This window comes from Ottowia sp., from assembly GCF_047975795.1.
In the GTDB taxonomy this organism is placed as follows: Bacteria; Pseudomonadota; Gammaproteobacteria; order Burkholderiales; family Burkholderiaceae_C; genus Ottowia.
In genome coordinates, this window is the sequence record NZ_JBKEEE010000074.1 from 37,110 (window position 1) to 50,913 (window position 13,804).

Annotated in this window: 14 protein-coding genes and 1 pseudogene; 13 read left to right on the forward strand and 2 right to left on the reverse strand. The window is 55.1% G+C overall.

The features are described from left to right. Position 1 precedes the first annotated feature (1 nt). A complete protein-coding gene (locus ACK5NW_RS11220) occupies positions 2–928 on the reverse strand; it encodes a LysR substrate-binding domain-containing protein (RefSeq protein WP_416928048.1) in 927 nt (308 codons plus the stop codon). A 166-nt stretch (positions 929–1,094) separates the two neighbouring features. Here ACK5NW_RS11220 and ACK5NW_RS11225 point away from each other — a divergent pair, with 166 nt between their 5' ends. The 10 genes and pseudogenes from ACK5NW_RS11225 to ACK5NW_RS11270 all read left to right on the forward strand — a co-directional run bounded on the left by ACK5NW_RS11225 (position 1,095) and on the right by ACK5NW_RS11270 (position 10,054). Beyond that, a complete protein-coding gene (locus tag ACK5NW_RS11225; protein WP_416928050.1) occupies positions 1,095–1,826 on the forward strand; it encodes a substrate-binding domain-containing protein in 732 nt (243 codons plus the stop codon). Further along, positions 1,823–2,851, forward strand: coding sequence for an amidohydrolase family protein (locus ACK5NW_RS11230; protein ID WP_416928053.1), 1,029 nt, complete (start codon positions 1,823–1,825; stop codon positions 2,849–2,851). The genes ACK5NW_RS11225 and ACK5NW_RS11230 overlap by 4 nt, the downstream gene beginning before the upstream one ends. A gap of 2 nt (positions 2,852–2,853) precedes the next feature. After that, positions 2,854–3,537 carry a 4-carboxy-4-hydroxy-2-oxoadipate aldolase/oxaloacetate decarboxylase gene (ligK, locus tag ACK5NW_RS11235; protein ID WP_416928055.1) on the forward strand — a complete coding sequence of 228 codons (684 nt, stop codon included), beginning with the start codon at positions 2,854–2,856 and terminating at the stop codon, positions 3,535–3,537. Between the two features lie 10 nt (positions 3,538–3,547). Then, positions 3,548–4,480, forward strand: coding sequence for an amidohydrolase family protein (locus tag ACK5NW_RS11240; RefSeq protein WP_416928057.1), 933 nt, complete (start codon positions 3,548–3,550; stop codon positions 4,478–4,480). Positions 4,481–4,620: 140 nt separating this feature from the next. After that, positions 4,621–4,989, forward strand: a pseudogene (ligA, locus tag ACK5NW_RS11245) (protocatechuate 4,5-dioxygenase subunit alpha); the annotation flags it as partial. A 150-nt stretch (positions 4,990–5,139) separates the two neighbouring features. Next, complete coding sequence (locus ACK5NW_RS11250; RefSeq protein WP_416928077.1) at positions 5,140–5,988, forward strand: class III extradiol dioxygenase subunit beta; 849 nt, start codon at positions 5,140–5,142, stop codon at positions 5,986–5,988. 43 nt (positions 5,989–6,031) lie between these two features. Next, entirely contained in the window at positions 6,032–6,991 is a 960-nt protein-coding gene (locus tag ACK5NW_RS11255) for a Gfo/Idh/MocA family oxidoreductase (RefSeq protein ID WP_416928059.1), read from the forward strand. A 42-nt stretch (positions 6,992–7,033) separates the two neighbouring features. After that, positions 7,034–8,065, forward strand: a complete 1,032-nt coding sequence (locus ACK5NW_RS11260) for a TRAP transporter substrate-binding protein (protein ID WP_416928061.1) — start codon at positions 7,034–7,036, stop codon at positions 8,063–8,065. A gap of 151 nt (positions 8,066–8,216) precedes the next feature. After that, a complete protein-coding gene (locus tag ACK5NW_RS11265) occupies positions 8,217–8,735 on the forward strand; it encodes a TRAP transporter small permease (protein ID WP_416928063.1) in 519 nt (172 codons plus the stop codon). Then, the gene (locus tag ACK5NW_RS11270) at positions 8,735–10,054 is read left to right on the forward strand and encodes a TRAP transporter large permease (protein ID WP_416928065.1); all 1,320 of its coding nucleotides are present in this window, start codon (positions 8,735–8,737) and stop codon (positions 10,052–10,054) included. Before ACK5NW_RS11265 ends, ACK5NW_RS11270 begins: the two co-directional genes overlap by 1 nt. Before the next feature lie 327 nt (positions 10,055–10,381). Here ACK5NW_RS11270 and ACK5NW_RS11275 read toward each other — a convergent pair whose 3' ends face one another. After that, positions 10,382–10,711: a hypothetical protein gene (locus ACK5NW_RS11275; RefSeq protein WP_416928067.1), complete on the reverse strand. Its 330-nt coding sequence runs from the start codon at positions 10,709–10,711 to the stop codon at positions 10,382–10,384. A gap of 270 nt (positions 10,712–10,981) precedes the next feature. On the opposite strand from ACK5NW_RS11275, the gene ACK5NW_RS11280 reads away from it, so the two are divergent. From ACK5NW_RS11280 to ACK5NW_RS11290, 3 genes are all read left to right on the forward strand, one after another. Then, positions 10,982–11,962, forward strand: coding sequence for a plasmid recombination protein (locus ACK5NW_RS11280; RefSeq protein WP_416928069.1), 981 nt, complete (start codon positions 10,982–10,984; stop codon positions 11,960–11,962). A 167-nt stretch (positions 11,963–12,129) separates the two neighbouring features. Next, complete coding sequence (locus ACK5NW_RS11285) at positions 12,130–12,447, forward strand: hypothetical protein (RefSeq protein WP_416928071.1); 318 nt, start codon at positions 12,130–12,132, stop codon at positions 12,445–12,447. A 107-nt stretch (positions 12,448–12,554) separates the two neighbouring features. Continuing rightward, positions 12,555–13,742: a replication endonuclease gene (locus tag ACK5NW_RS11290; protein WP_416928073.1), complete on the forward strand. Its 1,188-nt coding sequence runs from the start codon at positions 12,555–12,557 to the stop codon at positions 13,740–13,742. The last annotated feature ends 62 nt before the right edge of the window (positions 13,743–13,804 follow it).

Sequence of the window (13,804 nt, forward strand, 5' to 3'; positions counted from 1 at the left end):
GCTACGGGCCATCAACGCGCGAATGGTCTGACCCCATGACCTGACGCAGCAGATCGACCACCGCCTGTTGCGTGCGGGTAATAGGGCGCTGCGCGCTGGTGGCCAGCCACGCCTGCACGTGCAGACCCGATGGCCCCAGGGCACGCATGGTGTAAGCCGCCGGGTCAGCCGCGCTGAGTACCGCATGCCGTGTCAGCACGGCCGCGCCCAGCCCCTCGGCCACCAGCTCCAAAATGGCGGGAATGCCGTCGATTTCCATCGCAATTTGCAAACCCAGTCCTTCGGCAGCCAGCACGGCTTCCATCTGCATGCGGATGGCGTTCGGGCGCGTGGGAATCACCATAGGCAACTGGGCCAGCGCTTTCCATGAGATGCGTCGGGCCTGTGTGCGCCTGGCCGCGCCCGCATTTTTCTCTCTGGCCTGTACCAGCACCAACTCTTCAGACATCAAGGGGCTGGCGTCCAGCCCGTCGGCCGAGCGCAGGTTGTAAAGCACGGCAATGTCCAGCCGCCCGGCCATCAGCGCATCGCGCGTGGCCACGCTCAAAGCCTCGGTGATGCTCAACTCAGCCTCAGGCAACTGGGCGCGAAAGGCCCGCACCAGCGGCACGGCATAGGCGCGCGCGACGCTGGGCGGCAAGCCCACGGCCACCCGGCCCGCCAGGCCGCCGCGTGCACTGGCCAACTCTTCATGTGCACGTGCCACCTGATGCAAGATGGCCCGCCCGTGCGCCAGCAGCAGCGCACCGCCGTCGGTCACCGATACACCGCGCCCGTTGCGCACCAACAGGTTTCGCCGCAACTCCACCTCCAACTGCCGCACCTGCCGCGACAGCGCGGGCTGTGCCACGTTGAGCGCTTGCGAGGCGCGGGTAAAGCTTTCCAGCTCGGCCACACGCACAAAGTACGCCAGTTGCTTCAAATCCATGACATCGCCCTAGGTTATTGCATCAGCTGCATGATATGCTGATTTGATATATCAGATAGTCAGTCAAGCCGCTTGTCGATAACGCCTTGGTTTCAAATAATGAACCACAACACAGGCCGCCCGTCCGCCAACAATCAGGCTGCCCAATCATCGAGGAGACGAACGAATGAGCGCACCGCTGCGCGGTATTTCATCCATGGCCACGCGCCAGTTGCTGGCTGAATTGGCTGCCATGTGGCAGCACTCGGGTGGCGTGCCCATCAGCATCGAGTCAGTCGGCGGCGTGGATGCGGCCCGCCGGGTGCAGGCGGGTGAGGGTGAGGCGTTCGATCTGGTTTTTCTGGCCTCGGACGCCATCGACAAATTGATAGCCGCCGGGCACCTGCTGGCAGGCAGCAAGGTGGATTTGGTGCACTCCAGCGTTGCGGTGGCGGTGCGTGCCGGTGCCCAGCAACCCGATTTAAGCACCAGCGATGCCGTGCGGCGCGCCGTACTGGCCGCGCCCTCGGTGGGTTATTCCACCGGCCCCAGTGGCACGGCATTGCTCAAGCTGTTCGATCGCTGGGGCATTGCCCCGCAGATGCAATCTCGCCTGGTGCAAGCGCCCGCGGGCACGCCTGTGGGCACGCTGGTGGCGCAAGGCGATGTGGCGTTGGGCTTTCAGCAACTGAGCGAGCTGATGCACCTGCCTGGCATCGACATCGCAGGGCAGCTGCCGCCGGACATTCAGATCACCACCACGTTTTCAGGCGGCATTGCCGCAGGCTCGGCCCGCACGGACGACGCTCGCCGCGTGCTGCATTTCATGGGCAGCGGTCAGGCCGATGCGGCCAAGCGTCGGCAGGGCATGGTGCCTGCGGGCGAGCCCAACACCTCTATTCAGGAGACAACGGCATGATCATCGACTGCCACGGCCACTACACCACTGCGCCCAAAGCGCTGGAAAACTGGCGCAACCAGCAGATTGCCGGCGTCAAAGACCAGGCGGCCAAGCCCAAGGTGGCCGACCTGAAGATCAGCGACGACGAGTTGCGCGAGTCGATCGAGGCCAATCAGCTCAAACTGATGAAAGAGCGCGGCTCTGACCTCACCATCTTCAGTCCGCGCGCCAGTTTTATGGCGCATCACATTGGTGATTTTGAAGTCTCGAGCACTTGGGCGGCCATTTGCAACGAACTGTGTTACCGCGTCTCGCAACTGTTTCCCGACCACTTTATCGGCGCGGCGATGCTGCCACAGTCGCCCGGTGTCGATCCGAAGACCTGCATCCCCGAGCTGGAAAAGTGCGTCAAGGACTACGGCTTTGTCGCCATCAACCTCAACCCCGACCCCTCCGGCGGCCACTGGACCAGCCCGCCGCTGACCGACCGCCACTGGTACCCCATCTACGAGAAGATGGTGGAGTACGACATCCCGGCCATGGTGCACGTCAGCACCAGTTGCAACGCCTGCTTTCACACCACCGGTGCGCACTACCTGAACGCCGACACCACCGCTTTCATGCAGTGTCTGCAGGGCGACTTGTTCAAGGATTTCCCGACGCTGAAGTTCGTCATCCCTCACGGCGGCGGTGCCGTGCCCTACCACTGGGGGCGCTTTCGCGGCCTGGCGCAAGAGATGAAAAAGCCCCTGCTGCAAGAGCACCTGCTGAACAACATCTTTTTCGACACCTGCGTCTACCACCAGCCCGGCATTGATTTGCTGACCAAGGTGATCCCGGTGGACAACATCCTGTTCGCCAGCGAGATGATCGGTGCCGTGCGCGGCATCGACCCGGCGACGGGCCACTACTACGACGACACCAAGCGCTACGTCGCCGTCACGCCCAATTTGACGCCCGAGCAGCGCTACAAGGTGTTCGAGGGCAACGCGCGCCGGGTATACCCGCGCCTGGATACGGCCCTCAAGGCCAAGGGGAAATGAAGATGCATGAACTCGGAGTCGTTTACCGCAACATCCAGCGCGCCGACCGCGCCACCTGCGACGCGCTGGCTGCACTGGGCAGCGCCACCGTGCACGAGGCCATGGGCCGCGTGGGCCTGATGAAGCCTTACATGCGTCCCATCCAGCAGGGCGTGCAGGTCTCGGGCACCGCCGTCACCGTTCTGCTGCAACCGGGCGACAACTGGATGATGCACGTGGCCGCCGAGCAGATTCAGCCGGGCGACATCGTGGTCGCCACCGTCACCGCCGACAACAGCGACGGCTTTTTTGGCGACCTGCTGGCCACCAGCTTCAAGGCGCGCGGCGCACGTGGACTGGTGATTGAAGCCGGCGTGCGCGACACCCAGGTGCTGCGCGACATGGGCTTTGCCGTCTGGAGCAAATACGTGTCCGCCAAAGGCTGCATCAAGGCCACGCTGGGTTCGGTCAACATCCCCATTGCCTGCGCGGGCGCGCTGGTCACGCCCGGCGATGTGATCGTGGCCGACGACGACGGCGTGGTCTGCGTGCCACGTGCGCTGGCCGCCCAGACGCTGAAAGCCGCCCAAACGCGCGAGGCCAACGAACAGGCCAAGCGCGACCAATTTGCCAGCGGCGTGCTGGGGTTGGATTTCTACAAGATGCGCGAGCCGCTGGAAAAAGCCGGTTTGCGTTACATCGACTGAAAGAGCGGCCATGAGCAAACCCACCACAGGCCCGTTCGAAAAGACCGCAGGTTGGCTCGACTGGTACGCCAGACCGACCAAGCCGCGCTTCAAGCTGCCCACAGGGGCGGTGGATGCGCACTGCCATGTGTTCGGCCCCGGCGCTGAATTTCCGTACGCGCCTGAACGCAAATACACGCCGTGCGACGCCAGCAAGGCACAGTTGTTTGCGTTGCGCGAGCACCTGGGTTTTGCGCGCAACGTGGTCGTGCAAGCCACCTGCCACGGCGCGGACAACCGTGCGCTGGTGGATGCCTTGCAGGCTTCAGGCGGTAAGGCGCGTGGCGTGGCCACTGTCAAGCGCAGCGTCACGGACAATGAGTTGCAAGCGCTGCACGCCGCTGGTGTGCGCGGCGTGCGCTTTAACTTCGTCAAGCGGCTGGTGGACTTCACGCCCAAGGACGAGCTGATGGAGATTGCCGCGCGCATCCACCAGTTGGGCTGGCACGTGGTGATTTACTTCGAGGCGGTCGATCTGCCCGAGCTGTGGGACTTTTTCACCCGCCTGCCGACCATCGTGGTGGTCGACCACATGGGGCGCCCTGACGTCAGCAAGCCCGTGGATGGCCCGGAGTTCGCGTTGTTTTTGAAGTTCATGCACGAGCACCCTAACGTATGGAGCAAGGTGAGCTGCCCTGAGCGTTTGTCCGTCACCGGCCCCAAAGCACTGGATGGCGAGCAAAACGCCTACCGCGACGTGGTGCTCTTTGCACGCCAGGTGGTCGATAGCTTTCCTGACCGCGTGCTGTGGGGCACCGACTGGCCACACCCCAATCTGAAAGACCACATGCCCGACGATGGTCTTCTGGTGGATTTCATCCCGCACATCGCGCCCACCGCTGAACTGCAAAAGAAGTTGCTGGTGAACAACCCGATGCGCTTGTACTGGCCAGAAGAGAAGTGATGCCCCCCCCGAATCGCTTCGCGTCTTCTCCCGCTCTCTGCGGGCGGGGGACAACGCCAGTTCGCGGCACAGGTCCGCGAACGGCGTTTGCTGGACTGGGCGACTCGATAGCCATTTGATTGCTTCAAGGAAACATTGCCATGGCACTTGAAAAACCGTATCTCGACGTTCCTGGAACGACCATTTTTGATGCCGACCAATCTCGCAAGGGCTATTGGCTGAACCAGTTCTGCATGAGTTTGATGCAGGCCGAGAACCGCGCTCGCTTCAAGCAAGGCGAAGATGCCTACCTGGCCGAGTGGCCGATGACGGATGAGCAGCGCGCCGCCGTGCGCGCGCGCGATTTGAACTGGATGATGCGTACCGGCGGCAACATCTACTTTCTGTCGAAGCTGGGGGCCACCGATGGCCTGAGTTTTCAGCAAATGGCAGGCAGCATGACCGGCATGACCGAGCAACAGTACCGCGACATGATGGCAGCCGGTGGCCGCAGCCCCGAGGGCAACCGCGTGGTCGGCGAAGGCGGCGACGCACAAGGTGCCATGGCGCAGTCAAGCGCCTGGATCGACTGGGAGAACGAACAACAAAAACAGCTTGCAGCGCAGGTAGAAAAATCGCATTCAGCTACAAAAAACAAAGCGACTGGCACGCATGCAAAGATCACCGCCTCGGTGTATTCGTCGCACGTACCGGCCATTGGCGCGGCCATTGACCACGGCAAAACACAAGAGCCGTACTGGAAGCCACTGTTCGCAGGCTACGAACCTTCCAAGCAGTGGATGCAGGGCAACCTGCCCGACGTGGTATTTCTGGTCTACAACGACCACGCCACCAATTTCGATCTGGGCGTGATCCCTACTTTTGCCATCGGCACAGCGGCCGAGTTTGAACCTGCCGACGAAGGTTACGGCCCACGCCCGGTGCCGAAAGTCGTGGGCCACCCGGAACTGGCCGCGCACATCGCGCAGTCGGTGATTCAGCAGGACTTTGACCTGACCATCGTCAACAAGCTGAAGGTCGATCACGGCCTGACGGTGCCGATGAACCTGCTATTCGGCTCGCCCGCCACCTGGCCGGTCAAGGTGATTCCGTTTCACGTCAACGTGGTGCAGTACCCAGTGCCTTCGGGCCAGCGCTGCTTTGCGCTGGGCCAGGCCATTCGCCGCGCCATCGAAAGTTTTGATGAGCCGCTGAAGGTACAAATCTGGGGCACCGGCGGCATGAGCCACCAGTTGCAAGGCCCGCGCGCGGGCCTGATCAACGCCGAGTGGGACAACCGCTTTCTCGACCGCCTGATTGCCGACCCAGCCGATCTGGCGACCATGCCGCACATCGACTACGTGCGTGAAGCGGGTAGCGAAGGCATCGAGCTGGTGATGTGGCTGATAGCCCGCGGGGCCATGGCCGACGTGGCAGGTGGCCCCCCACCCCAGCTCAAACACCGCTTCTTCCACGTGCCCGCGTCAAACACCGCCGTCGGACATTTGATATTGGAAAACATGGCCTGAACGCCAATACAAAACCCCAAATAGCTATTTATTCAGGAGCAACATGAGCAAAACCATCAAAGTGGCATTGGCCGGGGCCGGAGCCTTTGGCATCAAGCATCTGGACGGCATTCAAAACATCGACGGCGTGGAGGTGATCTCGCTCATCAGCCGCGATCTGGACAAAACCCAAGAAGTGGCCGCCAAGTACGGCATTGGTCACGTCAGCACCGATTTGGCCGACAGCCTGAAGCTCAAAGAGGTGGACGCGGTGATTCTGTGCACCCCCACGCAAATGCACGCTGCGCAGGCGCTGGCCTGTCTGGAAGCTGGCAAGCACGTGCAGGTGGAAATTCCGCTGTGCGACAGTCTGACCGACGGCGAGAAAGTCGCTGCCGCGCAGCGCCAAACCGGCCTGGTAGCGATGGTGGGCCACACGCGCCGCTTCAACCCCAGCCACCAGTGGGTGCACCAGCAAGTCAAGGCGGGCAAATTCAACGTTCAGCAAATGGATGTCCAGACTTACTTTTTCCGCCGCACCAACATGAACGCGCTGGGCCAGCCGCGCAGCTGGACCGACCACCTGCTGTGGCACCACGCCGCGCACACGGTGGATTTGTTCGCCTATCAGGCCGGTGCGCCGATCGTGCAGGCCAATGCCATTCAGGGGCCGATTCACCCCGAACTGGGCATTGCCATGGACATGAGCATTCAGCTCAAGGCGGCCAACGGGGCCATCTGCACGCTCAGCCTGTCATTCAACAACGATGGGCCGCTGGGCACGTTCTTCCGCTACATCGGCGACACGGGCACCTACATCGCGCGCTACGACGATCTGGTCAACGGCAAGGAAGAAAAAATCGATGTCAGTCAGGTGGCGGTGTCGATGAACGGCATCGAGCTGCAAGACCGCGAGTTTTTTGCCGCCATCCGCGAAGGGCGCGAACCCAACGCCAGCGTGGCCCAGGTGCTGCCCTGTTATCAGGTCTTACACCAGCTTGATCGGCAACTGCAAGCCGCCTGACAATTCACCTTTTAGCTTTACATCAATTCAAGGAGACAACCCATGCCCATGATTCGCCGCCGTACCGTCATGACCGGCCTTGCTGCCAGTGCCGTTGGAATGCCTGCATGGGCGCAAGACAAAGTCACTTTGCGCCTGCACCAGTTTCTGCCACCGCAGGCCGTGGTGCCCAAACTGGCCATCACGCCCTGGGCCAAAAAGATTGAAAAAGACAGCGGCGGCAAGATCAGAATCCAGATGTTTCCCAGCATGCAACTGGGCGGCAAACCGACCGAGCTGTTCGACCAGGCCAAGGACGGTGTGGTGGACATGGTTTGGGTGGTGCTGGGCTACAGCCCAGGGCGCTTTCCCAAGGCCGAGGTGTTTGAGCTGCCGTTTCACACCGGTCGGGCCGAGCCGGGGTCGCAGGCGTTTTACGAATTCATCCAGAACAATGCCATGGACGAGTTTACCGACGTCAAACTGCTGTGCGCGCACGTGCACGGCCCCGGCCTGATTCACAGCCGCGCGCCAGTCAACAAGCTGGAGGACATGAAAGGGCTGCGGGTGCGCGGTGGCTCGCGCGTGATCAACATCATGCTCGAGCAAATTGGTGCCGTACCCGTGGGTATGCCGGTGCCCACCGTGGGCGAGGCGCTGTCCAAAGGCGTGATCGACGCCACCACTATCCCGTGGGAAGTGGCCCCTTCGGTGAAGGTGCAGCAAATCGTCAAGAACCACACGCAATTTACAGGCAACAAGGGGCTGTACACGCAGACCTTCGGCCTGGTGATGAACAAGGCCCGCTACGACAAACTGCCTGCCGATTTAAAGCGCGTGATCGACGCCAATTCAGGCGCTGCCACGGCCGCCATGTTTGGCCGCGCCATGGACGAGGGCGACAAGGTCGGCCTGGCCGCGGCACAAAAGGCGGGCAACAACATCATCACGCTCGACGCGGCTGAAACCGGGCGCTGGCAACGCGCCGCCTCAGGCGTGCGCGCCGCCTGGTACAACGAAGTCAAGGCCAAAGGCATCGACGGCGAGAAGGTGGCTGCGGCCGCCGAAGCGCTGGTGAACAAGTACAACAAGTAAACCACCCGCCAAGCGCCACCACGCCCATGAAAAGCCCTCTTTGGTTGATGGGTGCCTGGTGCGCCCGCAGCCAGACGCGCGGGGTTTGAGCACGTAGCTGCATGGGTAAAAGTGCAAAGGCGCAAAAAGCGCAAAGGGGCAAGGAAAGCACATGAACCGCTGGATATACGGGGTGGCGCGCGCAATGGCCTGGGCCGGAGGGCTGGTGCTGGTAGCCATCACCGCGATGAGCATCGTCAGCATTGCAGGCCGCGCGTTGATTCAGTTCGGCTTGGGCCCGGTACCGGGCGATTTTGAGCTGGTCGAAGTGGGCACCGCCATCGCGGTGTTCTGCTTTTTGCCCTGGTGCCATTTGATGCGCGGCCATGCCGTGGTGGATGTGCTGTGGCGGGTGTACCCCGCCCCCATGCAGCGCGTGCTGAATGTGGCCACCCAGGCGCTGATGCTGCTCATCTGGATGCTGCTGGTCTGGCGCATGGTGCATGGCTTGATGGATTACCACGGCAACGGCGAAACCAGCTTCATCCTGCACATGCCCGTCTGGTGGGGTTATGCCGCCTGCATGGTGCCTGCGGTACTGGGCACTCTGGTGTACGTGTGGACGCTGCTGGAATCGTTAGGCGTTGTCGCACCGCCCGAGCAAATGCAGTTCAGCGCAGGAGGCCACTGATGGAGCCGATGACCATGGCCCTGTGGGGCATTGCCGCCATGCTGGTGCTGATCATGCTGCGCGTGCCGATTGGCCTGTCGATGCTGGCGGTGGGGCTGGTCGGTTCGTGGCAGGTGTATGGCAGCGTGGGGCCGCTGGTGGCCAATTTGAAGACGTTCACTTTCAGCAGCTTTTCCAGCGCATCGCTGTCGGTGGTGCCGCTGTTCTTGCTGATGGGCCAGTTTGCTGCGCTGGGCGGCATGTCCACCGCGCTGTTCAAGGCCGCCGAAGCCTTTATTGGCCACCGCAAAGGCGGCGTGGCCATGGCCGCAGTGGGGGCGTGTGCGGGCTTTGGGTCAATTTGCGGCTCGTCACTGGCCACCGCCGCCACCATGGGGCAAGTGGCCTTGCCCGAGCTGCGCCGCGCCGGCTATGCGGGCAGCCTGGCCACGGGCGCACTGGCGGCAGGCGGCACGCTGGGCATCTTGATTCCGCCCTCTATCGTGCTGGTGATTTACGCCGTGCTGGCCGAGCAAAACATCGCCAAGATGTTCACTGCCGCCATCGTGCCCGGCGTGCTGGCCGCCGTGGGCTACATATTGGTGATCGCCATTCAGGTGCGCCTGAACCCCAAACTGGCAGGCACGATGGAGCCTGCCACGCGCAAAGAGCGCATCGACGCACTGCTGGCCATCTGGCCCGTGGCGCTGATCTTCTTGCTGGTGATTGGCGGTATCTACGCCGGTATCTTCACCCCCACCGAAGGCGCTGCCGTGGGCGCGGGCGGCACGGGCTTGCTGGCCTGGATCAAAGGTGGCTTAAGGCGTCAAAGCCTGCTGGCTTCGCTGGAGGCCACCGCCAGCGGCACCGGCATGGTGTTCTTGATCGTGCTGGGGGCCGCTGCCTTCAACAATTTTTTAGCGCTATCCCAACTGCCGCAAGAGCTGGCCTTCTGGGTCGGCGACCAGGGCTTTTCGCCCTACACAGTGTTGTGGGCCATTCTGATTTTTTATCTGGTGTTCGGCTGCGTCATGGATTCGCTGTCCATGATCTTGCTGACGGTGCCCATCTTCTTTCCCATGGTCTCCGGACTTGACTTCGGCTTGCCGCCGGAAGAAATGGCCATCTGGTTCGGCGTGTTGGTGCTGATCGTGGTGGAGGTCGGCTTGATTACCCCGCCCGTGGGCATGAACCTGTTCGTCATCCAGGCCATGGCCCCCGACATCAAAATCACCGATACCTACCGCGGCGTCTGGCCCTTCGTCGCCAGCGACTTGGCGCGCGTGGTGATTCTGGTGATGTTCCCCGCCATCACGCTGTTTATCCTGCAATGGTCATAAAAAAAGCGGCCCGAAGGCCGCTTGATTTTTGTCGACTGGCGGAGAGGGCGGGACAACCGTTCCCGCTCCTAAAAACCTTTGCAAATCAACTACTTAGGTGGCAGTTGTTGTAAAAATTTTGCTACCGATGGGCTGCATTGTAGCAAGGTTTTTGACTGCTCTTTGAAGTTGCTGAATTTTCTTTAAAAAACTTTCTCTTACCACAAAGAAAGAACTTGAATTTATTACATTGCTATTATTTTTAAGGTCGTTGGATCTAGCCAAAGGCTGGAACCAATGACCCCCAGCCCTGGGGGCCCCAACCCTTAAACACCATCTGAGGGATGTTCAGTTTTCCAACCGTTGCTCTACTTCAAGCAATGCTTTTCTGAATATTGAAGGAGGCTCTTCATTTTCAGTTACTGATATAAGATGCTTTATAACAGGCAAAGACATTGACTTATATTCTGGAAATTCCATCAGTTGATAAGTAGCAACAGCTTGTTGAACCGCAGTAAGAATTTGTCCTTTCTCATCTCGCCCCGAGAACCAAATAAATACCGCCCGAAATTGATCAAACCTTTTATTTTTCTCTTCTCTATTTCTTGAATCCAAATACTTATAAACACCGAACAAGAAGACCAATGAACTACTAAAAATAGTGAGATAAGGCAGCATAGGAGTAATCTTTCAAATAAAAATCAGAAGCAAATTATACAAGAAACATAAAAAATTAACTAGTTGGATTGTGTGCCTAGTGGGTCGGCTAGACCCTGCACTATAGGAAAGCTGTAAAGCTGGTTCCAGTAGCTTGCTGGCTGTTTGCATTGGTATTGCCGAAGGCCGAACAAAAACCCCTGGGGGTTTGCATAGTGAGTGAATAAAAGCCGTTGCTTTTATGAAACCGCCTGCTATTATAAAAATAAGAATAATAATAACAGGTGATATATGTTTGCAATACTAAGAACAAAAAGAATAAAAGACTATACAGCCGTTTCAAATATGTTTAAACATAATTTGAGACAGAAGTATGCAACCAATGTAGACAAAAGCAGAAGCCCATCAAACAAAGTCTACATAGATAAAATAATATCTAGTAGTGAACTCAAAAGCTACTACGATGAATTAGAAGTACAAGAAAAATCAAACAGTGTAAAAGCGATTGAATTGGTTTTAACTGCCTCCCCTGAGTTTTTTGAGAACATCTCAAAAGATAAATTAGAGGCTTGGAAAAAATCACAAGTTGATTTTTTAAAAGCAGAATACGGAAAGAGGCTAAAATTCTTGGTATGCCATGAAGATGAGACAAGCCCCCATTTTCATGCAGTTATCTCATTAGAAGAAAGAAAGATACACAAATACAAAAACCAGAAGGGTGAGTTCTTCAAAGAGAAAACAACACTTAACTCTAGGCACTTCAATAGAGAGTATTTGATTGCCTTGCAGTCAAAGTATGCACAGCATAACAAGCGATTTGGCTTAAATCGTGGATTGCTTAACTCAAAGGCAAGGCATAAAGAGCTTAAAGAGTTTCAAGCAGATGTTAAAAAGTCTCTCTCCCTTAATGTTGATGAAGCAATAGAAGAAGCCTTTGATAAAGCATTAAAAGCAAAATCAAGAATGGGCTACATCAAATATACTGATGCAAAAGCTTTTTTTATTCACACAGTCAATAGATTGACCAGAAAAAACAAAAATCTTAAAACTGCTTTGCAGTCTTCCAAAGACTATTGGAAGAAGTCCAAAGAAGCTGATGCAATTAAAGCTAAAGAAAAAGATTTATCAAATCTAAGGGCTGAATATTTTGAGAGTGTTTCAAAGTATCAAAATATTGTCAAAGAGAATATAGAACTTAAACAGCAAGTAGCAGAATATAAAAACAAGGAAGAAGAAAAAAAGCGAATAATAATTATTATACAAAGCCATTGACAAAACAAAAATTATGAAATACCAAAAATATATAGATTAAATTGTTATTCATCTGTGTTTTAAACATCTGCCTTAAGTAAGCAGAATAAAAAGCTCCAGAAATGGGGCTTTTTTATTGACTTATTTTATTGCTCTGTTATTTTATAAATACTTAAAACACAAATCATATGGATAACAATGAACAATATTTCAATTTAATATCAAACATCAGCATTGACAATGCTTCAATTTTTGAAAAGTTTATCAAACTCCACGAACAAGCAGAAGCCTGCCAGGTCAAACAGATTGAAAAATCAGACCCTCTCAAACAATTCCTAAAAGCTCATAAAGACTTTATAAACCTCATCCCTGAGATTTTACAAAGCTATGTCCTCTATGTTGTAAAGAATGAATTTAAAAACGATGTAGGGGCTTATCGTGCTTCTGTGCCCATGTTTGAAAAGCTATTCACCCAAGAATATGCAGGCTTGCAAACAGGCTCATAGACAAGAAAAAAGACGATAGCCATAGGAAGCACAACAGTGAGAGAAAAGAGCTTCTCCTATGGGCCTGCCAGCTCCTCAAGCTGGTAGGAAGTGGCAGAGGTGGTGCATTGCCTTTGGCTCTGGTCAATGAATACAAAGAGAGCCTAGAAGCTCAAGAGGCCTTTATCAATAACCACAGGTTAATTGGCTTAAATGGCAAGTCTTACAAGCTTAGCAAGAATAAAAGAAAGCAGAGAAATGCCCAGAATTACCGAATATCAAAGACATTTGAACAGATCGCAGAGGATAAGAAATTTACTTTCTCTTTTATTACTTTAACCCTTCCACCAGAGTATCACCCGAACCCAAAGTTCGGACACTGCTCATATTCTGGCAAAACTCCAAGCCAAGCCAAAGCAAAGATAAATAGCTATTGGGAGTTAATTAGAGCAAATCTTGCAAAGGCAGGATTAAAGGTTGGTGATGATTTCTTCGGTCTTCAAGTTAATGAAGCTCACAAAGATAGCACATTGCATAAGCACTTGATGATTTACCATAGCAAGAAGAATATTGCTCTAATTCATCAAGTCATAAAAGATGTTGAACATAGAGAAAGGCAAGCAATTGCAAAAGCCCAAGGCATTTCAATTAAAAAAGTCAAATTCAAATTTGACATTAAATTGAACAATGGGAAAGCAAAGGCAAGCTCTTACCTATTCAAATACATATCAAAAAGCCTAGATAACAAAGAAACCTTAACCGTTGAAGCTTGCAGAAGCTTCTATTCTGCCCGTGCATTTAATCACTTTGGCCTAGACGGAAAAATAAATACATTCAACCATCTTTGTTCTAATTACAAGAGCTACGAAAAAATATTGACTCAGAACCTTATTGATGTTTTTTCTAGTCGTGATTTATACAGCTTTTTAATTCATCACAAAGATAAATTCAAGTCTATATCTAATGATGTCATATTTTTAGGTGTTGCTTATGAAGAGCAAGGAAACATCACATTGATTGAGAAGAGGCAATATTGCCTATTTGAATGCCCTGACAAAAATGATACTGCTTTAAATGATGTGTCAACCGTAATAAATTACAGTATTGCAAAAGCCAGGTTTTCATATTGCACATTGCAGAACAAGGCAAAGCACTACAGCCATTTAGTCAATGAATATTTAATAGACAAGAAAAGCAAAGGTTTTAATGTTATCTTGAAAGATGGCTTTTCAATATCAGAGCATTTCAAAAATTTAAGAGATAAAGAACTAGGGAAGGTCTGCACAACCCCCGCTGCAGGGCGAGGTGACGCGTGAATGTTCACATGGCGAAACGAGCGTTGAATTTCTCATCGTTTTGCGCTGTTTTTGGTTCGCTT

Coding starts and splice junctions, on each gene's coding strand:
- ACK5NW_RS11255 (WP_416928059.1), top strand. CDS start 6,032: ATGAGCAAAACCATCAAAGTGGCATTGGCCGGGGCCGGAGCCTTTGGC.
- ACK5NW_RS11285 (WP_416928071.1), top strand. CDS start 12,130: ATGGATAACAATGAACAATATTTCAATTTAATATCAAACATCAGCATT.
- ACK5NW_RS11275 (WP_416928067.1), bottom strand. CDS start 10,711: ATGCTGCCTTATCTCACTATTTTTAGTAGTTCATTGGTCTTCTTGTTC.
- ACK5NW_RS11240 (WP_416928057.1), top strand. CDS start 3,548: ATGAGCAAACCCACCACAGGCCCGTTCGAAAAGACCGCAGGTTGGCTC.
- ACK5NW_RS11270 (WP_416928065.1), top strand. CDS start 8,735: ATGGAGCCGATGACCATGGCCCTGTGGGGCATTGCCGCCATGCTGGTG.
- ACK5NW_RS11220 (WP_416928048.1), bottom strand. CDS start 928: ATGGATTTGAAGCAACTGGCGTACTTTGTGCGTGTGGCCGAGCTGGAA.
- ligK (WP_416928055.1), top strand. CDS start 2,854: ATGCATGAACTCGGAGTCGTTTACCGCAACATCCAGCGCGCCGACCGC.
- ACK5NW_RS11280 (WP_416928069.1), top strand. CDS start 10,982: ATGTTTGCAATACTAAGAACAAAAAGAATAAAAGACTATACAGCCGTT.
- ACK5NW_RS11260 (WP_416928061.1), top strand. CDS start 7,034: ATGCCCATGATTCGCCGCCGTACCGTCATGACCGGCCTTGCTGCCAGT.
- ACK5NW_RS11265 (WP_416928063.1), top strand. CDS start 8,217: ATGAACCGCTGGATATACGGGGTGGCGCGCGCAATGGCCTGGGCCGGA.
- ACK5NW_RS11230 (WP_416928053.1), top strand. CDS start 1,823: ATGATCATCGACTGCCACGGCCACTACACCACTGCGCCCAAAGCGCTG.
- ACK5NW_RS11225 (WP_416928050.1), top strand. CDS start 1,095: ATGAGCGCACCGCTGCGCGGTATTTCATCCATGGCCACGCGCCAGTTG.